The organism is Xanthobacter sp. DMC12, assembly GCF_056314105.1.
The window spans coordinates 275,316-292,631 of record NZ_JBQUYZ010000001.1 but is presented as its reverse complement, the minus strand read 5'-3'; the positions used below and the strand labels follow the sequence as shown (position 1 = coordinate 292,631).

Genomic DNA, 17,316 nt, shown 5'->3' with positions numbered 1-17,316 from the left:
AAGCCCGTTGACCGATACGGAAACCCCCGGACGTGGGAGAATGGTCCAGATCAGTTCAAAAGGAACATTCCGTCCACGGACCGCAGTTCTGCGGGCTTGATGAGGCCGGAATGGGCGACCCGCACCGAATGCAGCCGCCCCTCGATCTCGCGCTGCCAGAATTCCAGGAACTTGTTCAGCTCCGGAAAGCGCGGGCAAAGGTCGTACTCCTGCCAGAGAAAGGTCTGGAGCAGGCCGGGGTGGTCGGGCATGCGATATAGGATCTCGGCCGTGGCGAGGCCGTAGCCTTCCATCTGCAGGACGAAGTCAAGCGACACCTTGGAAACCATGGGTCACACCTCCAATCCGCGGCCCCGCTGCCATCAGGAAGGGGGAAGACGGGACCGGACACTTCATTGTCGGCTACACACTTTGCCAACGCCAAGGCTAAAGATTGGTTTCCGTCTGCAAAAACAATGCTCTAGCAGCCTTCGCACAGGACTGCTGACAGCCGCTGCCCGGGCGGCGGGCGCGGCAGCGCAGCGACCCTTCAAGGCGGCGCTTTCGCTGCAAGCTGGCAGAATAACGGCCGCTAGCACTCCGTTCCCCTGAGTGCTAAATTTTTTGAGCCGACCCCTTGCGGCCCGAAATGGGCGCCCTTAGATCGCGGTCGGGCCGGGTGGAGGGGTTCCCGGCGCCTTCAAAACAGGCAACCCCGATGGACAACATCGAACCGGAGGTTTCCCTATGGGTTTCCGTCCCCTGCACGACCGCGTGGTCGTCAAGCGCATCGAGGCCGAGCAGAAGTCGGCCGGCGGCATCATCATCCCCGACACCGCCAAGGAGAAGCCGCAGCAGGGCGAAGTCGTCGCGGTCGGCCCCGGCGCCCGCAACGAGAAGGGCGAACTGGTGGCGCTCGACGTCAAGGCCGGCGACATCGTGCTGTTCGGCAAGTGGTCCGGCACCGAAGTGAAGATCGACGGCCAGGATCTCCTCATCATGAAGGAGAGCGACATCCTCGGCGTCATCGAGAACGCGGCCGGCGCCAAGAAGGCGGCCTGATCTCAGGCGGCCTGAATTTCGGTCGCAGGACCGTGGCTGCCCGAGGCGCCCGGTCCCGCGGCGTTCGCCAATCCCATTTAATCGTCCCAATCTGAAGGAGCACGCCCCATGGCTGCCAAGGACGTGAAATTCTCCGTAGACGCGCGCGACAAGGTTCTGCGCGGCGTCGACATCCTCGCCAACGCCGTGAAGGTCACCCTGGGTCCCAAGGGCCGCAACGTGGTGATCGAGAAGAGCTTCGGCGCCCCCCGTATCACCAAGGATGGTGTGTCGGTGGCCAAGGAGATCGAGCTCGAGGACAAGTTCGAGAACCTCGGCGCCCAGCTCGTGCGTGAGGTCGCCTCCAAGACCAACGACCTCGCCGGCGACGGCACCACCACCGCCACCGTGCTTGCCCAGGCCATCGTGAAGGAAGGCGCCAAGGCGGTTGCCGCCGGCATGAACCCGATGGACCTGAAGCGCGGCATCGACGTCGCCGTGGACGCCATCGTGAAGGACCTCGCCGCCAACTCGCGCAAGGTCACCTCCAACGACGAGATCGCCCAGGTCGGCACCATCTCCGCCAACGGCGACGCCGAGGTCGGCAAGTTCCTCGCCGAGGCGATGAAGAAGGTCGGCAACGAGGGTGTCATCACCGTCGAGGAAGCCAAGACCGCCGAGACCGAGCTGGATGTCGTGGAAGGCATGCAGTTCGACCGCGGCTATCTCTCTCCCTACTTCATCACCAATGCGGAGAAGATGCGCGTTGAGTTCGAGGAGCCCTACATCCTCATCAACGAGAAGAAGCTCGCCGGCCTGCAGGAACTGCTGCCCGTGCTCGAGGCGGTGGTGCAGTCGGCCCGTCCGCTGCTGATCATCGCCGAGGACGTGGAAGGTGAGGCCCTCGCCACCCTCGTGGTGAACAAGCTGCGCGGCGGCCTGAAGGTGGCTGCGGTGAAGGCCCCCGGCTTCGGCGATCGCCGCAAGGCCATGCTGCAGGACATCGCGATCCTGACCGGCGGCACCGTGATCTCCGAGGAAGTCGGCATCAAGCTCGACAGCGTGAACCTCTCCATGCTCGGCCGCGCCAAGAAGGTGGTGATCGAGAAGGAGAACACCACGATCGTCGACGGCGCTGGCGAGAAGGCCGACATCGAGGCGCGCATCGCCCAGATCCGCGCGCAGATCGAGACCACCACCTCCGACTACGACCGCGAGAAGGCCCAGGAGCGCCTCGCCAAGCTCGCCGGCGGCGTCGCCGTGGTGCGCGTGGGCGGCTCGACCGAGGTCGAGGTGAAGGAGAAGAAGGATCGCGTTGACGACGCCCTGCACGCCACCCGCGCTGCGGTGGAAGAAGGCATCGTCCCCGGCGGCGGCGTCGCCCTGCTGCGCTCCATCAAGGTGCTCGACGGCCTGAAGGTCGACAACGCCGACCAGAAGACCGGCATCGAGATCGTCCGCCGCGCCATCCAGGCCCCGGCGCGCCAGATCGTGCAGAACGCCGGCGACGACGGCTCCGTCGTGGTGGGCAAGATCCTCGAGTCCAACGACTACACCTTCGGCTACAACGCCCAGACCGGCGAATATGTGGACATGGTGAAGTCGGGCATCATCGACCCCACCAAGGTGGTGCGCACCGCCCTGCAGGACGCGGCCTCCGTGTCCGGCCTGCTCATCACCACCGAGGCCCTCATCGCCGAGCTGCCCAAGAAGGCCGGCCCGGCCGCCCCGGCCATGCCGGGCGGCGGCATGGACTTCTGAGGTAAAGCAAGCCTCTGACGCCGCCCGGCTTCTTTGAGAAGGTCGCAAACCGGCAAGCCAGTTTGCTCGGGCGGCGGCATGGACTTCTGAGGTAAAGCAAGCCTCTGACGCCGCCCGGCTTCTTTGAGAAGGTCGCAAACCGGCAAGCCGGTTTGCTCGGGCGGCGGCATGGACTTCTGAGGTAAAGCAAGCCTCTGACGCCGCTCGAAACGTTGGGCAGCCAATGAACGGAACGGCCGGGCGAAAGCCCGGCCGTTTTGCTATTGCGGGCCGCCGCACGGGTGGGTGAGCTTCCCCAGCGCCAGATTGAAATCGCTCTATATCACAGGGCTTTGCCGATAATCTGGCCGGGCATGGGTTAGCGTCGGCGGCGAATGGGGGTATAAAGGCGCGAGCCAGCTATTCCCGGCGGAGGGATCGCCAGCCTGTCCGTTTTGATCATTGGTGATGCGCGATGCCTGTTCGCCTGATTTCGCGCACGTCTGCCGGGCGTGCTGATTTTCGTCTTTCCTCGCTGGCGCCAAAGAGCGTGGCTGTGCTTTCGCTGGGCCTGTTTCTGGCCGTGACCTCCGCGCCCGTCGCCGTTTGGGCGCAGCCGGCCGCTCCCGCCGAGACTCACCAGCACGCGACGCCCGTTGCGCCGCAACCTTCTGCGGCTGTACCTGCTCCTGCTCCTGCTCCTGCCCCCGCCGCCGAGGCCGCGCCTGCCCCGGCGTCTGCCACCCCGGTCGAGCCTGCGCCCGCTGCGCCCGCACCGGAGAGCATGGCCGACGCGCGCCTGCCCCATGATTTGTCCCCCTGGGGCATGTTCATGGCCGCCGACATGGTGGTGAAGGCGGTGATGCTGGGCCTCGCCTTCGCCTCGATCCTCACCTGGAGCGTGTGGTTCGCCAAATCCCTGGAGCTGCTGTACGCCCGCCGCGCCGTCGCCCGCACGCTGAAGGCGCTGCGCGGCTCGGTCACCCTGTCGGACGCGGCGGCCGAGATGCCAAAGGCCAACACCCCGGCCACTGCTACCGTGCGGGCCGCGCTCGCCGAGTGGCACGCCTCCGCCGGCCTGCCGGTGGACGGCATCAAGGAGCGCGTCGCCGTCGCCCTGTCGCGCATCGAGGCCAAGGCCGGCCGGCGGATGACTGCGGGCACCGGCATTCTCGCCACCATCGGTGCCACGGCGCCGTTCGTCGGCCTGTTCGGCACCGTGTGGGGCATCATGAATGCCTTCATCGGCATCTCGAAGGCGCAGACCACAAACCTCGCAGTGGTCGCCCCGGGCATCGCCGAAGCGCTGCTCGCCACCGCCATCGGCCTCGTCGCCGCCATTCCGGCGGTGGTGATCTACAACGTGTTCGCCCGCGCCATTGCGGCCTACAAGGCCAACCTCGCCGACACGTCCGCCGAGGTGATGCGGCACCTCTCCCGCGACCTCGACCGTGCCGCGGCCGAGGTGGAGGCCCCGCGCCTGCGCGCTGCGGAGTGACCCGGGATGGCCGCCAAGCTCGATCATGGCGGGGACGACCTCGCCGAGAACCACGAGATCAACGTCACGCCGTTCATCGACGTGATGCTGGTGCTGCTCATCATATTCATGGTGGCGGCGCCCCTCGCCACGGTGGACGTGAAGGTGGACCTGCCCGCCTCCAACGCCCAGCCGCAGCCGCGCCCGGACAAGCCGCTGTTCCTCTCCGTGAAGAAGGACCTCACGCTGGCGCTCGGCGATGATCCCGTCTCCCGCACCGGCCTTGGCGCCATGCTGGACGGACGCACCAACACCGATCGCCAGCAGCGCGTGTTCGTGCGCGCCGACAAGACGGTGCCCTATGGCGATGTGATGGAGGTGATGAACCTCCTGCGCACCGCCGGCTATCTCAAGGTCGCCCTCGTCGGCCTGGAAGGCGGCGAACCGGCACCCGCCGCCCCCGCCGCGCTCCCTGCCGCCGCACCGGCCCCGGCCGGAGCACCCGGAGCGCCCCGGTGAGCGCGGTTCACCATCATCACCACTGGCACGACTTCGACCGCTACCACCTGCGCAACATGATCCTGCGGCTCACAGCGGGCGTGTTGCTCGTCGTCGGGCTCCATGCCGCCGCGGTCTATGTGGCGCTGAACTGGAACAAGGAGGCGCCGGGCGAGCAGTCGCCGCCCGCCGCCATCATGATCGAACTGGCGCCCATGGCCGTGAGCCAGCAGTCTCAGGAGGAGGTGGCGCCCGGACCGCAGATGGTGCAGGCGCCCGAACCGGTGCCTGACGCCAAGGAGGACCCGCAGGAAGACGCCGAGCCCCCGCCGGTCCCTCAGGTGACCGAGACCGTGGAGAAAATGCCGGAGACCCCGCCCGCGCCCGCAGAGGCAGAGGTGGTGCTGCCCAAGCCCGAGCCGAAGAAGGTGGAGGAGGCGAAGCCCCGGCCCAAGGAGGTGGAGAAGCCGAAGAAGGAGGCGAAGCCCACCCGCCGGCCGTCCGCTCCCACCACTGCCGCCGCGCCGCGCTCCGAGGCGCCGACCGCCCAGACCACGGCCGCCCCCTCGCCGGGGGCAGCGGCCGCGCGCTCGGCGGCGCTGGCGGACTGGAAATCGCGCGCCTTCGCCCACCTCAACCGCTTCAAGCGCCCGCAGGGCTCGAACGTGGGGCGGCCGGGGATCAACATCTCCATATCCGGGTCGGGCGCGGTCACCGGCGTCTCGCTGGCGAGTTCCTCTGGCAATTCGGTGTTGGACCAAGAGGCGGTGGCCATGGCCCGCCGCGCCTCGCCCTTCCCCGCCCCGCCTGATGGAAAGGGCATGAGCTTCGGGGTCGCGATCAACTTCCGCAATTGAGGGCGTCGGCGGGCCGTTCAGAACCAGATGCGGCCGCGCACCGCCTGCTGGGCGGCCCACCACATGGCGAACTGCCTGCGGAAGGGGGAGAGGCCGGCAGGCTGGCGGAAGGGGTCCCGCACCTTGGCCAACGCCTTGAGATCACCCGAGACCAGCGCCAGCGGCAGGAATGGCGGAGCGATGGACGTGGCGGCATAGGTCTGCCCTGCCGCTTCGCGGGCGGCCCATAGGTGGCGCACCGCGGCCTCTCTCATGTCGCCGAGCGCCGCCAGCAGCCCAGGCGTGACCGTGCCGGACACCGCCTCCTCCCGTCCCACACCATGGCGGGCGAGGACATCGAGCGGGATGTAGCATTGCCCGCGCGCGGCATGGATGGGGAAGGCCCGCATCAGCCCCGTCATGGCGATGGCGACACCGCCGTGTCCCGCCAGATCGCCCGAGCGGCCCACGTCCGGCAGCAGGATGAGCGCCGAGAGCTGGAGCAGCGCCGAGGCGGTCTCGCCCGCATAGCCCTCGAGATCACCCACGGTAGGCATGGGATCGTCGTAGAGGTCGAAGACGCGCGCGTCGGCCATGGCGATCAGGCTCTGGCGCGGCAGGCGGAACCGTTCGATCGTATCGAGCAGCGCGGCGGCGACCGGATGTCCGGAGACATCGCCCCTGCCCTCGCCCTCGATCACCTCCCGCCACCAGGCAAGGCGCACCTCGCCGGGCAGCGCCTCGCGCACCACTTCGCGCACGCGGGCGACATCGAGATTGTAGGCATAGAGGGCGAGGAGGTGCCGGCGCTTGTCCTGCGGGGCGAACAGGGCGGCGAGGAAGCGGTCGCGATCCTGTGCCTGCACCTGTGCGGCACAATAAGCGTAGGCCTCGTCGAGCGCCGCGCCGTCCGTCGTGCGGTCTTGCATGGCTCAGACCGCGATCAGCGCCGCGCCCACCCGCCGGCCCTCGACGAGGAGCACGTTGTAGGTGGCTGCGGCGGAGGGCGTCGGCATCAGCTCGAAGCGGATGCCGGCATCGCGCAGCACCTGCTTCAACGGCTCTTTCAGATGCGCGGGATCCTTGCCGGTGCCGATGAGGAGCAATTCGACGGTCGCGGCGTCCGCCACCACCGGCGCGAGCGAAGCCGCGTCGATCTCCGCCATGCTCACCGGTGCCCAGCCGCGGATACCCGAAGGCAGCGCGAGGACGGAGCCAGCATGGGACATGCCGGAGAAGTGGAAGAAGGTGTCGCCATAGCCGTCTATGGCGACCTGCCGCGGCAGGAAGGGCGCGCCGTGCGCGGCGGCCACCACCCGCGCCTCAGGCCTTGGCCGGGCGCGCGGGGCCGGCCTTGCCGTTGGGCTTGCCGTTCTTGCCCTTGCCACCCTTGTTCGCACCCCCGCTGGCCGACACGCCGGTAGCGGGCGCGGCCTCAGGCGGGACAGCGGCGGCGGCGTCCTTGGCCTCCAGCTTCACCAGCTCGTCCAGCTCCTTCACCTCGGGATCGGCTTCCTTGGTCGGCAGGCTGACCGTGGAGGCGCGCAGGCCGAGGTGAATGAGGATGGGGGCCGCGACGAAGATGGTGGAATAGGTGCCGATCACCACGCCCACCGTCATCGCCAGCGAGAAGCCGCGGAGCACCTCGCCGCCGAAGAAATAGAGCGCGAGGGTAGCGAAGAAGGTGGTGGTGGAGACGATGATCGTCCGAGAGAAGGTGGCGTTCACCGCGATGTCGAGCAGCTCCGGCAACGGCAGCTTCTTGTAGCGTCGCAGCATCTCGCGGATACGGTCGTACACGACCACCGTATCGTTGAGCGAATAGCCCATGATGGTCAGGATCGCGGCAATCGACGTGAGGTCGAAATCCACCCCGAACGCCGAATAGATCATCAGCGTGACGAAGATGTCGTGCAGCGTCGTCACGATGGCGCCGACGGCGAACTGCCACTCGAAGCGGAACCACAGATAGGCCAGCACCGCCACCGCGCCGAGCACCAGCGCGAGGATAGACTGGCGCACCAGCTCGCCGGACACGCTCGGGCCGACCGTCTCCACGCGGCGGACGGTATAATCGGTGCCGAGCACCCCGTTCACCTTGGCGAGGATGGCCTGCTGGGCCTCGTCCGTGGTGCCGAAGGCGCCGATGCGGATGAGCACGTCCCGCGGCGAGCCGAACTCCTGGATCTGCACGTCGCCCACATCAAGGTCGGTCAGGTGCTCGCGCAGCGCGCCGATGTCGGCCTGCTGCTGGCTGGTCTGCGCCTCGATGAGCGTGCCGCCCTTGAAGTCGATGCCAAGGTTGAAGCCGTGGATGGCAAACAGCAGGCAGGCCACGATGGACAGCGCCGCGGAGAACGGGAACGTCCAGTGCCGCAGGCGCATGAAGTGGATGTTGGTCTGCGCCGGGATGTAGTCGATCAAAGGCATGTGCGGCGCACCTTCAGATGGGCAGCTTCGCCGGCCGCCGCCACTTCACCCAGTAGGCGATCATGAGCCGCGTCAGGGTGTAGGCGGTGAACATGGTGGTCAGAAGGCCGAGGATGTAGGTGACGGCAAAGCCGCGCACCGGTCCCGACCCACCCATGAGGAACAGGATGACCGCCGTGGCGAGCGAGGTGATGTTGGCGTCGAGAATGGTGCCCAGCGCGTTCACGAAGCCCTTGTCGATGGCCGAGATGGCGGATCTGCCTTCCCGCGCCTCGTCGCGCATGCGCTCGAAGATGACGACGTTGGAGTCCACCGCCATGCCGATGGTGAGGACGACGCCCGCGATACCGGGAAGGGTCAGCGTGGCGCCGAGCACCGACTGGAGCGAGAACATCAGGATGATGTGCACGGCGAGGGCGATGAGCGCGAACAGGCCGAACAGGCCGTACACGGCGATCATGAACACGGTGACGAGGCCGCCGGCCACATAGGCCGCGGTCTTGCCCGCGTGGATCGAATCGGCGCCGAGGCTCGGGCCGACGGTGCGCTCTTCCACCACCTTCAGCGGGGCCGGCAGGGCGCCGGCGCGCAGGAGGATGGCGAGGTCGTTGGCCTGCTGAACGGTGAACGACCCGGAGATCTGCCCCGCGCCGCCAAGGATGGGCTCGCGGATCACCGGAGCGGAAATCACCTGGTTGTCGAGCACGATGGCGAAGGGCCGACCCACCGATTCCTGCGAGACGGCGGCAAAGCGCTTGGCGCCGTTGTTGTTGAAGCGGAAGGAGACGATGGGCTCGCGGGAGTTCTGGTCGAAGCCCGGCTGGGCATCCACCAGATCCTCGCCGGAGACGCGCACCTGCTTCTCCACCAGATAGGGCTGGCCGTCCTGGCCCTTCAGCACTTCCGATTCCGGCGGGGCACGGCCTTCCAGCGCCTGCTGCGGCGACATGGACTGGTCCACCATGCGGAAGGAGAGCTTGGCGGTCTGGCCGAGCAGGTTCTTCAAACGCTGCGGATCCTGCAGGCCGGGCACCTGCACCAGGATGCGGTCGAGGCCCTGGCGCTGGATGTTCGGCTCCACCGTGCCGAGCTGGTCGATACGGCGGCGGATGATCTCGATGGACTGGTCCACCGCGGAACGCATCTTGGCGGTGAGGCCGGCATCGGTGAGCTGCAGGGTGACGACGCCGTCGGCGCCGGACGAGACGGTCATGTCCATCTCGCCGGAGGAATTGCCGAACAGGGCGTTGGTGACCGGCGCGGCGAGCTTCCTCAGCTCGGTGACGGCCTTCTGCGTATCGTTGGGGTCACGCAGGCGAAGCGTCACGCTGGTATCGCGCAGCGCGAGGTTGGAATAGCCGATCTTCTGGTCGCGCAGGACGCGGCGCACTTCGTCGCGCAGCTGCTCCGTGCGCTCCTTGCGGAGCGCCGGCCCGTCCACTTCCAGCAGGATGTGCGAGCCGCCCTGCAGGTCGAGGCCCAGCGTGACCCGGCTCGACGCCAGCCACGACGGCAGGTGGTCGAGCGTGCCCGGGGAGAGCACGTTGGGCAGCGCGAACAGGAACCCGATGGCGATGGTGATGAGGATCGCCGCGGTCTTGAGACGGGAGAAGTGCAGCATGTCGCGCGCGGTCTTTCAGAAAGCGTGAGGCGGCCGGATCAACCGGCCGAGGCCTCGTCCTTGGCCGGTTCGCCCTTGGCGCGGACGGTGGCGATCTGCGAGCGAATCTGGCGGATGCGGACGTTGTCGGCGATCTGCAGCTCGACCTCGTTCTCGTCGATCACCTTGGTGACCTTGCCGACGAGGCCGCCGCCGGTCACCACCACGTCGCCGCGGCGCAGGGAATTCACCAGTTCCTGATGCGCCTTGGCCCGCTTCTGCTGCGGGCGCAGGATCAGGAAGTACATGACCACGAAGATCAGCAGGAACGGGGCGAGCTGAATGAGCATGTCGGCCCCGCCGCCGGCTCCCGTGGCGCCTTGGGCGAAAGCGGGCGTGATGAACATCTCGATCCTCGTTCGTCTGTGAAGGGAATCCGCATTCCGCCGGGGTCCGGCGAAGCGGCGGGACTATAGCGGCCGCCCCGTCGAATGCAAACGCGGGGCCGGTTGGTTCGCGCAGCTGTTGAAAAGAGAAGGGCGGGAGGGGACCCGCCTCCCCTCTCCCCTCGCGGGAGAGGGGCCTGGGGTGAGGGAGTGGTGCCGCTTGCCCGGGGACGGGTCAAACGGAGAGAAACCCCTCACCCGTCTCGCGGCTCCGCCGCGATCCACCCTCTCCCGCGAGGGGAGAGGGAGCGACCTCCCTACTTCCCGTCGAACAGGAGCGCGAGGCGGGTCATCCAAGGTTCATCCGTCTGGTCGAGCCGCAAAGGGGTGACCGAGATGCGGCCCTCGTCCAGCGCGCGCAGGTCCGTGCCGGGGGAGGTCTCGTAGATGCGGCGCTCGAAGGCGATCCAGTAATAGGGATTGTTGCGGCCGTCGCGGCGCTCGTCGATGCGCATCAGGCGCTGGTCGCGCTTGCCCTGGGCGGTGGCGGCGATGCCGGTAATTTCTTCCGGGAGGCGATCCGGGAAGTTCACGTTCATCACGATGCCGGGGGGAATGCCCTCGTCCAGCAGCATCTGGATGATGCGCGGCGCGTGGGTCTCGGCGGTGACGAAGTTGGGAGTCTCGCGGGTGCGCATGCCGAAGGCCTGCGACAAAGCGATGGAGGGAATGCCGAGGATGGTGCCCTCGATGGCGCCGGCCACGGTACCCGAATAGCTCACGTCCTCGGCGATGTTCTGCCCGCGATTGACGCCGGAAAGCACGAGGTCGGGCGGATTGTCGATGAGCAGATGCCGCACGGCCATGATGACGCAGTCCGTGGGCGTGCCCTTCACCGCATACCTTTTGTCCTCCACCTGCCGCAGCCGCAGCGGGTCGGAGAGGGAAAGCGAATGGGCGACGCCCGACTGGTCGAACTCCGGCGCCACCACCCACACGTCGTCGGTGAAGGTCCGCGCGATGGCCGCGCAGCTGTCGAGGCCCGGCGCGTGGATGCCGTCGTCATTGGTGACCAGAATGCGCATGGCGTGTTCCTTTGGCCGGCACTGTCGGCTCTCGCCGTTCCCGGGCCGTCATCCCCCGGCTCGTCCGGGGGATCCACGGTTAGGCCGGGAGCCGATATGCCGAGGTCGCTCCGGCGGCGGGGTGGATGCCCCGGACAAGCCGGGGCATGACAACGTTATGGGGCGGAGACGGCCGTAAAGGCCCCTGCCCCTACTTCAGCTTCTCGATCGTCTTCAGCCCGCCCATGTAGGGCAACAGAGCCTCAGGCACGGCCACGGAGCCGTTCTCCTGCTGGTACGTCTCCAGCACGGCGACGAGGGCGCGGCCGACCGCCACACCCGAGCCGTTGAGCGTGTGGACATAGCGCGGCCCCTTGCCCTCCGCCGGGCGGTAGCGGGCATTCATGCGCCGCGCCTGGAAATCGCCGCAGACGGAGCAGGAGGAGATTTCGCGATAGGCGTTCTGCCCCGGCAGCCAGACCTCGATGTCGTAGGTCTTCTGCGAGGCGAAGCCCATGTCGCCGGTGCAGAGCGTGACGACGCGATAGGCGAGGTCCAGCTTCTTCAGCACCGCCTCGGCGCAGGCGAGCATGCGCTCGTGCTCCTCGGCCGACTTCTCCGGCGTGGTGATGGAGACCAGCTCCACCTTGGTGAACTGGTGCTGGCGGATCATCCCCCGCGTATCCCGCCCCGCCGCGCCGGCTTCCGCCCGGAAGCAGGGCGTGCAAGCGGTGAGGCGCATGGGCAGTTCTTCCTCGGAGAGGATGGACTCGCGTACGAGATTGGTCAGCGGGACTTCGGCGGTGGGGATGAGCCAGCGACGATTGTCTCCACTATCTCGTGCTGCAATAATAGCCTCAGAAGATCCAATAGATTCCGCTCGTCGAAGCATCCCATCGAGATCAGCTATTGCCTCAAACTGATCATTGGCAAACTTCGGCAGTTGCGCCGTTCCGAACATGGCCTCGTCCCGCACCAGAATCGGCGGGTTGACCTCCATGTACCCATGCTCGCCCGTATGCACATCGAGGAAGAACTGCCCCAGCGCCCGCTCCAGCCGCGCCAATGGTCCCTTGTTCACCACGAAGCGCGCGCCGGAGAGCTTGGCGGCGGTTTCGAAGTCCATCTGACCGAGGCCTTCGCCCACCTCGAAGTGCTGCTTCGGGGTGAAGGCGTAGGTGCGGGGCGCGCCGAAACGGCTCTTCTCCACATTGTCGTGCTCGTCGGCACCCTGCGGCACCTCGGCGAGGGGGGCGTTGGGGATGGCGGCGAGTTCGCCGTTCAGCTCCGCCTCGATGCGCTTGGCCTCGGCCTCCAGCGCGGGCACGTCTTCCTTCAGCTTCGCCACCTCGGCCATGAGCGCCGATGCTGTGGCCTCGTCCTTCTTCGCCTTCGCCTGCCCGATCTCCTTGGAGGCGGCGTTGCGGCGGGCGAGGAGGGTTTCAAGTTTGGTCAGCGTCTCGCGACGGCGGGTGTCGAGGTCGAGGAGCTTGGCTACGAGGGCTTCCGCCGCCGCCTTGGCCTCGTCGGAGTGATTGCCACGGCGCGCCAGCGCGTCGATGAGGCCGGCCGGTTCCTCGCGGATCCATTTGATGTCGTGCATGGCAAGCTCCGCCGTGGCCGCAAGGCCATTAAGGGCAGCGCTTTGCGCCCCTCACCGCTGTCATGCCCGGGCGTGTCCCGGGCATCCACGTCGGGCCGATGGCACGATGCCCGAAAGGCATTCCCGGCCGACCCACGTGGATGGCCGGGACAAGCCCGGCCATGACGCGCTGGGAGTGGGAGAACCCGCGCGCCCAAGAATTCCAAAAATCCGGGAAGGCCCCGCCGTCAGTCCGCTGTCGCGGCGTCGGCCGCGTTGCGCGCCGCTTCCGCCACCAGCCGACGCTTCTCGACGACGCCCACCAGATAGACGGACACCTCGTAGAGAAGCAGCGTCGGCAGGGCAAGGGAGAGCTGGCTGATGACGTCCGGCGGGGTCAGCACCGCCGCGAGCACGAACACGCCGACGATGGCGTAGCGCCGGGCCTTCACCAGCATCTCCCGCGTCACCACCCCGATCTGCCCGAGCAGTGTGAGGATGACCGGAAGCTGGAAGCAGATGCCGAAGGCCAGAATCAGCGTTGTGATGAGCGAAAGGTATTCAGAGACCCGCGGCAGCAGCGAAATCTCGGCCTTCCCGTCGCCGCCCACCTGCTGCATGCCGAGGAAGTAGGTCATGGCCAACGGCATGGCGACGAAATAGACGAACGCCGCGCCGATGAGGAAGCAGATGGGCGTGGCGATGAGATAGGGCCGGAAGGCCGCCTTCTCATGCTTGTAAAGCCCCGGCGCCACGAACATGTAGACCTGCGTCGCCACCACCGGGAAGGAAATGAAGGCGGCGCCGAACATGCCGAGCTTGATCTGGGTGAACAGAAATTCCTGCGGCGCCGTGTAGATGAGCTTCACCCCGTTGCTGAAGCCGGAGGCGAATTCATAGGGCCACAGCAGGATGTTGTAGATCTGCTTCGCCAGCATGAAGCAGGCGATGAAGGCCACGAGGAACGCCACAAGCGACTTGATGAGCCGCGAGCGCAGCTCGATCAGGTGCTCGATGAGCGGGGCCTTGGAGGCGTCGATCTCGTCCTGGTCGCTCATCACGCGCTCTTCGCTTCGCCTGCGGCGGGCTTGGTCTCGCCGGCGGCGGGAAGGCTCTCAGGAGCCGGCTCAACGGCACCGGCAGGCGAGGCGACCGGCGCGGGCGGCACGGCGGCTTCAACGGAGCGGCGGATTTCAGCGCGGATGGCGGCCATGGGATCGGGCAGTTCCACGGGCGGGGGCAGATCGGGCAATGAGGCCGGGGTGGCGGGAGCCGGCGGCGTCGGATTTGCGCCTTCCACGGTGGAGCGGATCTCCTCGCGGATGGAGCGCAGCGGATCGAACATGTCGGAGGTGGCGAGGGTGGACCGGGCGCTCTCGGTGACGTCGCTGATTTCCTTGCGCATGTCCGCAAGGTCCGCCTCGCGCAGGGCCTCCTGGAACTGCCCCTGGAACTCGCCGGCCATGCGGCGCAGCTTCGTGACGGTGCGACCCACGGTGCGCAGCACCGTAGGCAGCTCCTTGGGACCGATGACGATCAGCGCGACAATGCCGATCAGCATCAGCTCGGACCAGCCGATATCGAACATGAGCCCGTCTGTCCGGCGGTGGTGCCGCCGCCCTCTTCAAGTGTTCAGGGGCAGAGGTCCGTCAGACGGGCTTCTTCTCGGCTTCGGGGGCGCTCGACGTCTGGTGCGGGAGCGGGCGCGGCGCCTCGGGGGCGGCCGGGGGAGCCTTCACCGGCTCGTCGTCGTCGGCCATGCCCTTCTTGAAGGACTTGATGCCCTTCGCCACGTCGCCCATCAGATCGGAGATCTTGCCGCGACCGAACAGGAGGAGCACCACGGCCAGCACCACGATCCAGTGCCAGATGCTCATCGAACCCATCTAACCATCCTCCAAGGATATTCTTTGTGCCCCTACGGCAAGCCGTAAGGCATTTCGGACGGCGACACTAGGCTCCGCCCGCGGCGAAAACAAGGACTTCACCGGGATCGACCAGAAGCCCCGCCTCGTCGCCTTTTTTCACGTTTCCCGCGTCCCTGAGGCGCAGCACCAGCGGGCGCTCCAGCCCGTCCACGATCACTTCCACGAGATCGAGTTCGCCCAGAAAGCGCCGCTCAAGCACCCGCCCCGGAACGCCACGCCCGGCCGGCACGAGCGAGATTCCCTGCGGGCGGATAGCAGCGATGGCCGGTCCCTCCGGGAGCCCCGGGGCGGCGAACCGGCCCAAGGGCGTCTCTGCAGCGCCATCGATGATCTCCGCCTCGATCTCGTTCAGCTCGCAGAAGAATCGCGCCACGCCGAGGTCCGCCGGGTGGCGATAAAGCTCCGCCGGCGGGCCGAGCTGCACCAGCTCGCCCTTGCGCAGCAAGGCGATGCGGTCGGCGAGGCGCATGGCTTCTTCCGGATCGTGGGTGACGATTATGACCGTCGCCTTCGCATCACGCAGCACGGCGAGGGTGTCCGCGCGCACCTGGTCCCGCAATCGCCGATCGAGGCCCGAGAAGGGCTCGTCGAGCAGCAGAATGCCCGGCCGCGGTGCCATGGCGCGCGCCAGCGCCACGCGCTGCTGCTGCCCGCCGGACAATTCGTGGGGATAGACATCGGCGAGATCGGCGAGGTCCACCCGCGCCAGCGCGAGCCGCGCCTCCCGCATAGCCTCGGCCCGCTTAAGGCCGTTGAGGCCGAACATGACGTTCTCGAGGTTGGTCAGGTGGGGGAACAGGGCATAGTCCTGGAACACCAGCCCAACGCCGCGCCGCTCCGGCGGCACGAAGGCCCCCTGCCCCGCCACCACGGCGCCGTCGATGAGGATGCGCCCGCCATCCGGCTGCTCGATGCCCGCGGCCAGACGCAGCAGGGAGGTCTTGCCGCAGCCGGACTGGCCGAGCAGGCACAGAACTTCTCCCGGCTCCACCGCCAGGCTCACGCCGCGCACGGCGGGGACATCGCCATAGGCGAGTTGCACGGCCTCGAAGGAAAGACCTTTGGCGAAGGCGGCGGGGGTGCGGCTGCGGGTCATCCCCAGGGTCTCGATCTCGTCAGCCAGAACCGCCTCCTCACGCGTCACGCTCATCTTCGGGCTCGGCCGCGCCCGGCTCCTCATCCTCCGGCGGGGGGGAGAGGTGGAAATCCAGCATGTCCGGCTCCAACGCCTCCTCGTCCTCGCGCAGGCCCGGATCGTCGGAGGGCAACGGAATGGCGAAGCCAGCGGGGATGCGGCCGTCTATGAGGCCGGCGCCCTTCAGCTCGTCGAGGCCGGGCAGGTCCTGCACCGCGTCGAGGCCGAACTGCACGAGGAAGGCCGGCGTCGTGCCGTAGGTCACCGGACGGCCCGGCGCCTTGCGGCGGCCGCGCAGGCGCACCCATCCGGTCTCCAGCAGCACGTCGAGCGTGCCCTTGGAGGTGGAGACGCCGCGAATCTCCTCGATCTCGGCGCGCGTCACCGGCTGATGGTAGGCGACGATGGCCAGGACCTCGATGGCCGCACGCGAGAGCTTGCGCGCCTCCGGCACCGGGCCGGCGACGACGCGGGCGAGGTCCGGCGCCGTACGCAGCATCCAGCCGCCGGCGGCCTTCACGATATTCACGCCGCGCCGGGCGTAATCGGCCGTCAGCGCCTCCATCAGCGCGCCGATATCGGCGTCGGTGGAGAGGTGCGGCTTCATGGCCTTGGCGTCCACCGGCAGCGGCGAGGTGAACAGAAGCGCCTCGATGGCCCTCAGATCGCGCGCGAAGGCATAGGCGCGCTCGTCCTCCGGACGCACGTCGAACAGGTCGATGCGCGGGGCGGAACGGGTCATCTCTCCTCTCCAGGCGCCGGGTCGGGCGGGTCGAACGGCAAAAGGGGCTCCGGCTCTTCGGCGCGCGGACGCAGCCACAGGGGGGCGAAGGGGGCATCCTGGCGAATGTCCAGCATGCCCTCGCGCACCATCTCCAGGCTGGCCGAGAAGCTCGACGCGAGCGCGGTCGCCCGCTGCTCGGGCGTCGCCATGTAATCTAGCAGGAATTGGTCGAGCCGCATCCATTCGCCCACCACGTCCGCCCCGAGCAGCCGCTCCAGCCGGGCGCGGGCCTCGGCAAGAGACCACACCGTGCGCGTCTTCAGCGTGACGTGGGACAGCGCCTTGGTCTGGCGCTGGCGGGCATAGGCGGTCAAGAGGTCGTAGATGGTGGCCGTGTAGACGGTATAGAGCGGTTCCTTGGAGGGCGGCGGAAGGGCGCGGGCGAAGGCATCGCGACCCATCTGCGGGCGCGCCATCAGCTGCGCGGCGGCGCGGCGAATGCGCTCCAGATGCCGCAGGCGCCGGGCGAAGGCGGCAGCCATCTCCTCAGCGCTCGGGCCTTCTTCCTGCGGCGGTGCAGGCAGCAGCAGGCGCGACTTCAGATAGGCGAGCCACGCCGCCATCACCAGATAGTCGGCCGCCAATTCAAGCCGGCCGCGCCGGGCCTCCTCGATGAAGGTGAGGTATTGGTCGGCGAGGGCGAGGATCGAAATCCTGGAAAGATCGACCTTCTGCGTCCGCGCCAGCGCAAGGAGCAGATCGAGGGGGCCCTCGAAGCCATCGACGTCCACCACGAAGGTCTCGTCGGAAGCGGGGGGCGCACGGTCCGTACCGATCTCGAAGGCGTCCGGGCCGGCCTCGCCGGAGTTCGGCCCCGAGGTCGGCCCCGTCACGGG

General features: G+C 67.8%; 19 protein-coding genes. 5 read left to right on the top strand and 14 right to left on the bottom strand.

All coding sequences use genetic code 11. The features are described 5' to 3' along the window. Positions 1-50: 50 nt before the first annotated feature. Positions 51-329, bottom strand: coding sequence for an usg protein (locus tag ACT535_RS01210; protein WP_476363078.1), 279 nt, complete (start codon positions 327-329; stop codon positions 51-53). A 397-nt stretch (positions 330-726) separates the two neighbouring features. Between ACT535_RS01210 and groES the strand changes: the two genes are divergently transcribed. From groES to ACT535_RS01185, 5 genes are all read left to right on the top strand, one after another. Next, positions 727-1,041 carry a co-chaperone GroES gene (groES, locus tag ACT535_RS01205; protein ID WP_024279254.1) on the top strand — a complete coding sequence of 105 codons (315 nt, stop codon included), beginning with the start codon at positions 727-729 and terminating at the stop codon, positions 1,039-1,041. 108 nt (positions 1,042-1,149) lie between these two features. Next, positions 1,150-2,781, top strand: a complete 1,632-nt coding sequence (gene groL, locus ACT535_RS01200; RefSeq protein WP_168456909.1) for a chaperonin GroEL — start codon at positions 1,150-1,152, stop codon at positions 2,779-2,781. A 454-nt stretch (positions 2,782-3,235) separates the two neighbouring features. Further along, positions 3,236-4,258, top strand: a complete 1,023-nt coding sequence (gene exbB / locus ACT535_RS01195; RefSeq protein ID WP_476363077.1) for a tonB-system energizer ExbB — start codon at positions 3,236-3,238, stop codon at positions 4,256-4,258. Between the two features lie 6 nt (positions 4,259-4,264). After that, complete coding sequence (exbD, locus tag ACT535_RS01190) at positions 4,265-4,756, top strand: TonB system transport protein ExbD (protein ID WP_476326772.1); 492 nt, start codon at positions 4,265-4,267, stop codon at positions 4,754-4,756. Beyond that, on the top strand, positions 4,753-5,592 hold the full coding sequence (locus ACT535_RS01185) for a TonB family protein (RefSeq protein ID WP_476363076.1): 840 nt from the start codon (positions 4,753-4,755) through the stop codon (positions 5,590-5,592). Before exbD ends, ACT535_RS01185 begins: the two co-directional genes overlap by 4 nt. A 17-nt stretch (positions 5,593-5,609) precedes the next feature. Here the strand turns inward: ACT535_RS01185 and ACT535_RS01180 are convergent, their stop codons facing one another. The 13 genes from ACT535_RS01180 to ACT535_RS01120 all read right to left on the bottom strand — a co-directional run bounded on the left by ACT535_RS01180 (position 5,610) and on the right by ACT535_RS01120 (position 17,313). After that, positions 5,610-6,500 carry a phytoene/squalene synthase family protein gene (locus ACT535_RS01180; protein WP_476363075.1) on the bottom strand — a complete coding sequence of 297 codons (891 nt, stop codon included), beginning with the start codon at positions 6,498-6,500 and terminating at the stop codon, positions 5,610-5,612. A gap of 3 nt (positions 6,501-6,503) precedes the next feature. Then, the gene (locus ACT535_RS01175; protein ID WP_476363074.1) at positions 6,504-6,884 is read right to left on the bottom strand and encodes an Mth938-like domain-containing protein; all 381 of its coding nucleotides are present in this window, start codon (positions 6,882-6,884) and stop codon (positions 6,504-6,506) included. 10 nt (positions 6,885-6,894) lie between these two features. After that, positions 6,895-8,001, bottom strand: coding sequence for a protein translocase subunit SecF (secF, locus tag ACT535_RS01170; protein ID WP_476363073.1), 1,107 nt, complete (start codon positions 7,999-8,001; stop codon positions 6,895-6,897). A 13-nt stretch (positions 8,002-8,014) separates the two neighbouring features. Next, positions 8,015-9,622, bottom strand: coding sequence for a protein translocase subunit SecD (gene secD / locus ACT535_RS01165; RefSeq protein WP_168456904.1), 1,608 nt, complete (start codon positions 9,620-9,622; stop codon positions 8,015-8,017). 38 nt (positions 9,623-9,660) lie between these two features. Then, a complete protein-coding gene (yajC, locus tag ACT535_RS01160; protein ID WP_168456903.1) occupies positions 9,661-10,008 on the bottom strand; it encodes a preprotein translocase subunit YajC in 348 nt (115 codons plus the stop codon). 296 nt (positions 10,009-10,304) lie between these two features. Beyond that, positions 10,305-11,072 (bottom strand): 5'/3'-nucleotidase SurE, encoded by a 768-nt coding sequence (gene surE, locus ACT535_RS01155; RefSeq protein ID WP_476363072.1) that lies wholly within the window; start codon positions 11,070-11,072, stop codon positions 10,305-10,307. Positions 11,073-11,262: 190 nt separating this feature from the next. After that, positions 11,263-12,654: a serine--tRNA ligase gene (serS, locus tag ACT535_RS01150; protein WP_476363071.1), complete on the bottom strand. Its 1,392-nt coding sequence runs from the start codon at positions 12,652-12,654 to the stop codon at positions 11,263-11,265. A 227-nt stretch (positions 12,655-12,881) separates the two neighbouring features. Beyond that, positions 12,882-13,691, bottom strand: a complete 810-nt coding sequence (gene tatC / locus ACT535_RS01145; protein ID WP_476326784.1) for a twin-arginine translocase subunit TatC — start codon at positions 13,689-13,691, stop codon at positions 12,882-12,884. Further along, entirely contained in the window at positions 13,691-14,221 is a 531-nt protein-coding gene (gene tatB, locus ACT535_RS01140; RefSeq protein WP_476363070.1) for a Sec-independent protein translocase protein TatB, read from the bottom strand. Before tatB ends, tatC begins: the two co-directional genes overlap by 1 nt. Positions 14,222-14,282: 61 nt before the next feature. Next, positions 14,283-14,519 carry a twin-arginine translocase TatA/TatE family subunit gene (locus ACT535_RS01135; protein ID WP_024279268.1) on the bottom strand — a complete coding sequence of 79 codons (237 nt, stop codon included), beginning with the start codon at positions 14,517-14,519 and terminating at the stop codon, positions 14,283-14,285. A gap of 67 nt (positions 14,520-14,586) precedes the next feature. Continuing rightward, the gene (locus tag ACT535_RS01130; RefSeq protein ID WP_476363069.1) at positions 14,587-15,711 is read right to left on the bottom strand and encodes an ABC transporter ATP-binding protein; all 1,125 of its coding nucleotides are present in this window, start codon (positions 15,709-15,711) and stop codon (positions 14,587-14,589) included. Further along, positions 15,695-16,438 (bottom strand): SMC-Scp complex subunit ScpB, encoded by a 744-nt coding sequence (gene scpB, locus ACT535_RS01125; protein ID WP_476363068.1) that lies wholly within the window; start codon positions 16,436-16,438, stop codon positions 15,695-15,697. The genes ACT535_RS01130 and scpB overlap by 17 nt, the downstream gene beginning before the upstream one ends. After that, positions 16,435-17,313: a segregation and condensation protein A gene (locus ACT535_RS01120; RefSeq protein ID WP_476363067.1), complete on the bottom strand. Its 879-nt coding sequence runs from the start codon at positions 17,311-17,313 to the stop codon at positions 16,435-16,437. Before ACT535_RS01120 ends, scpB begins: the two co-directional genes overlap by 4 nt. Positions 17,314-17,316 lie beyond the last annotated feature (3 nt).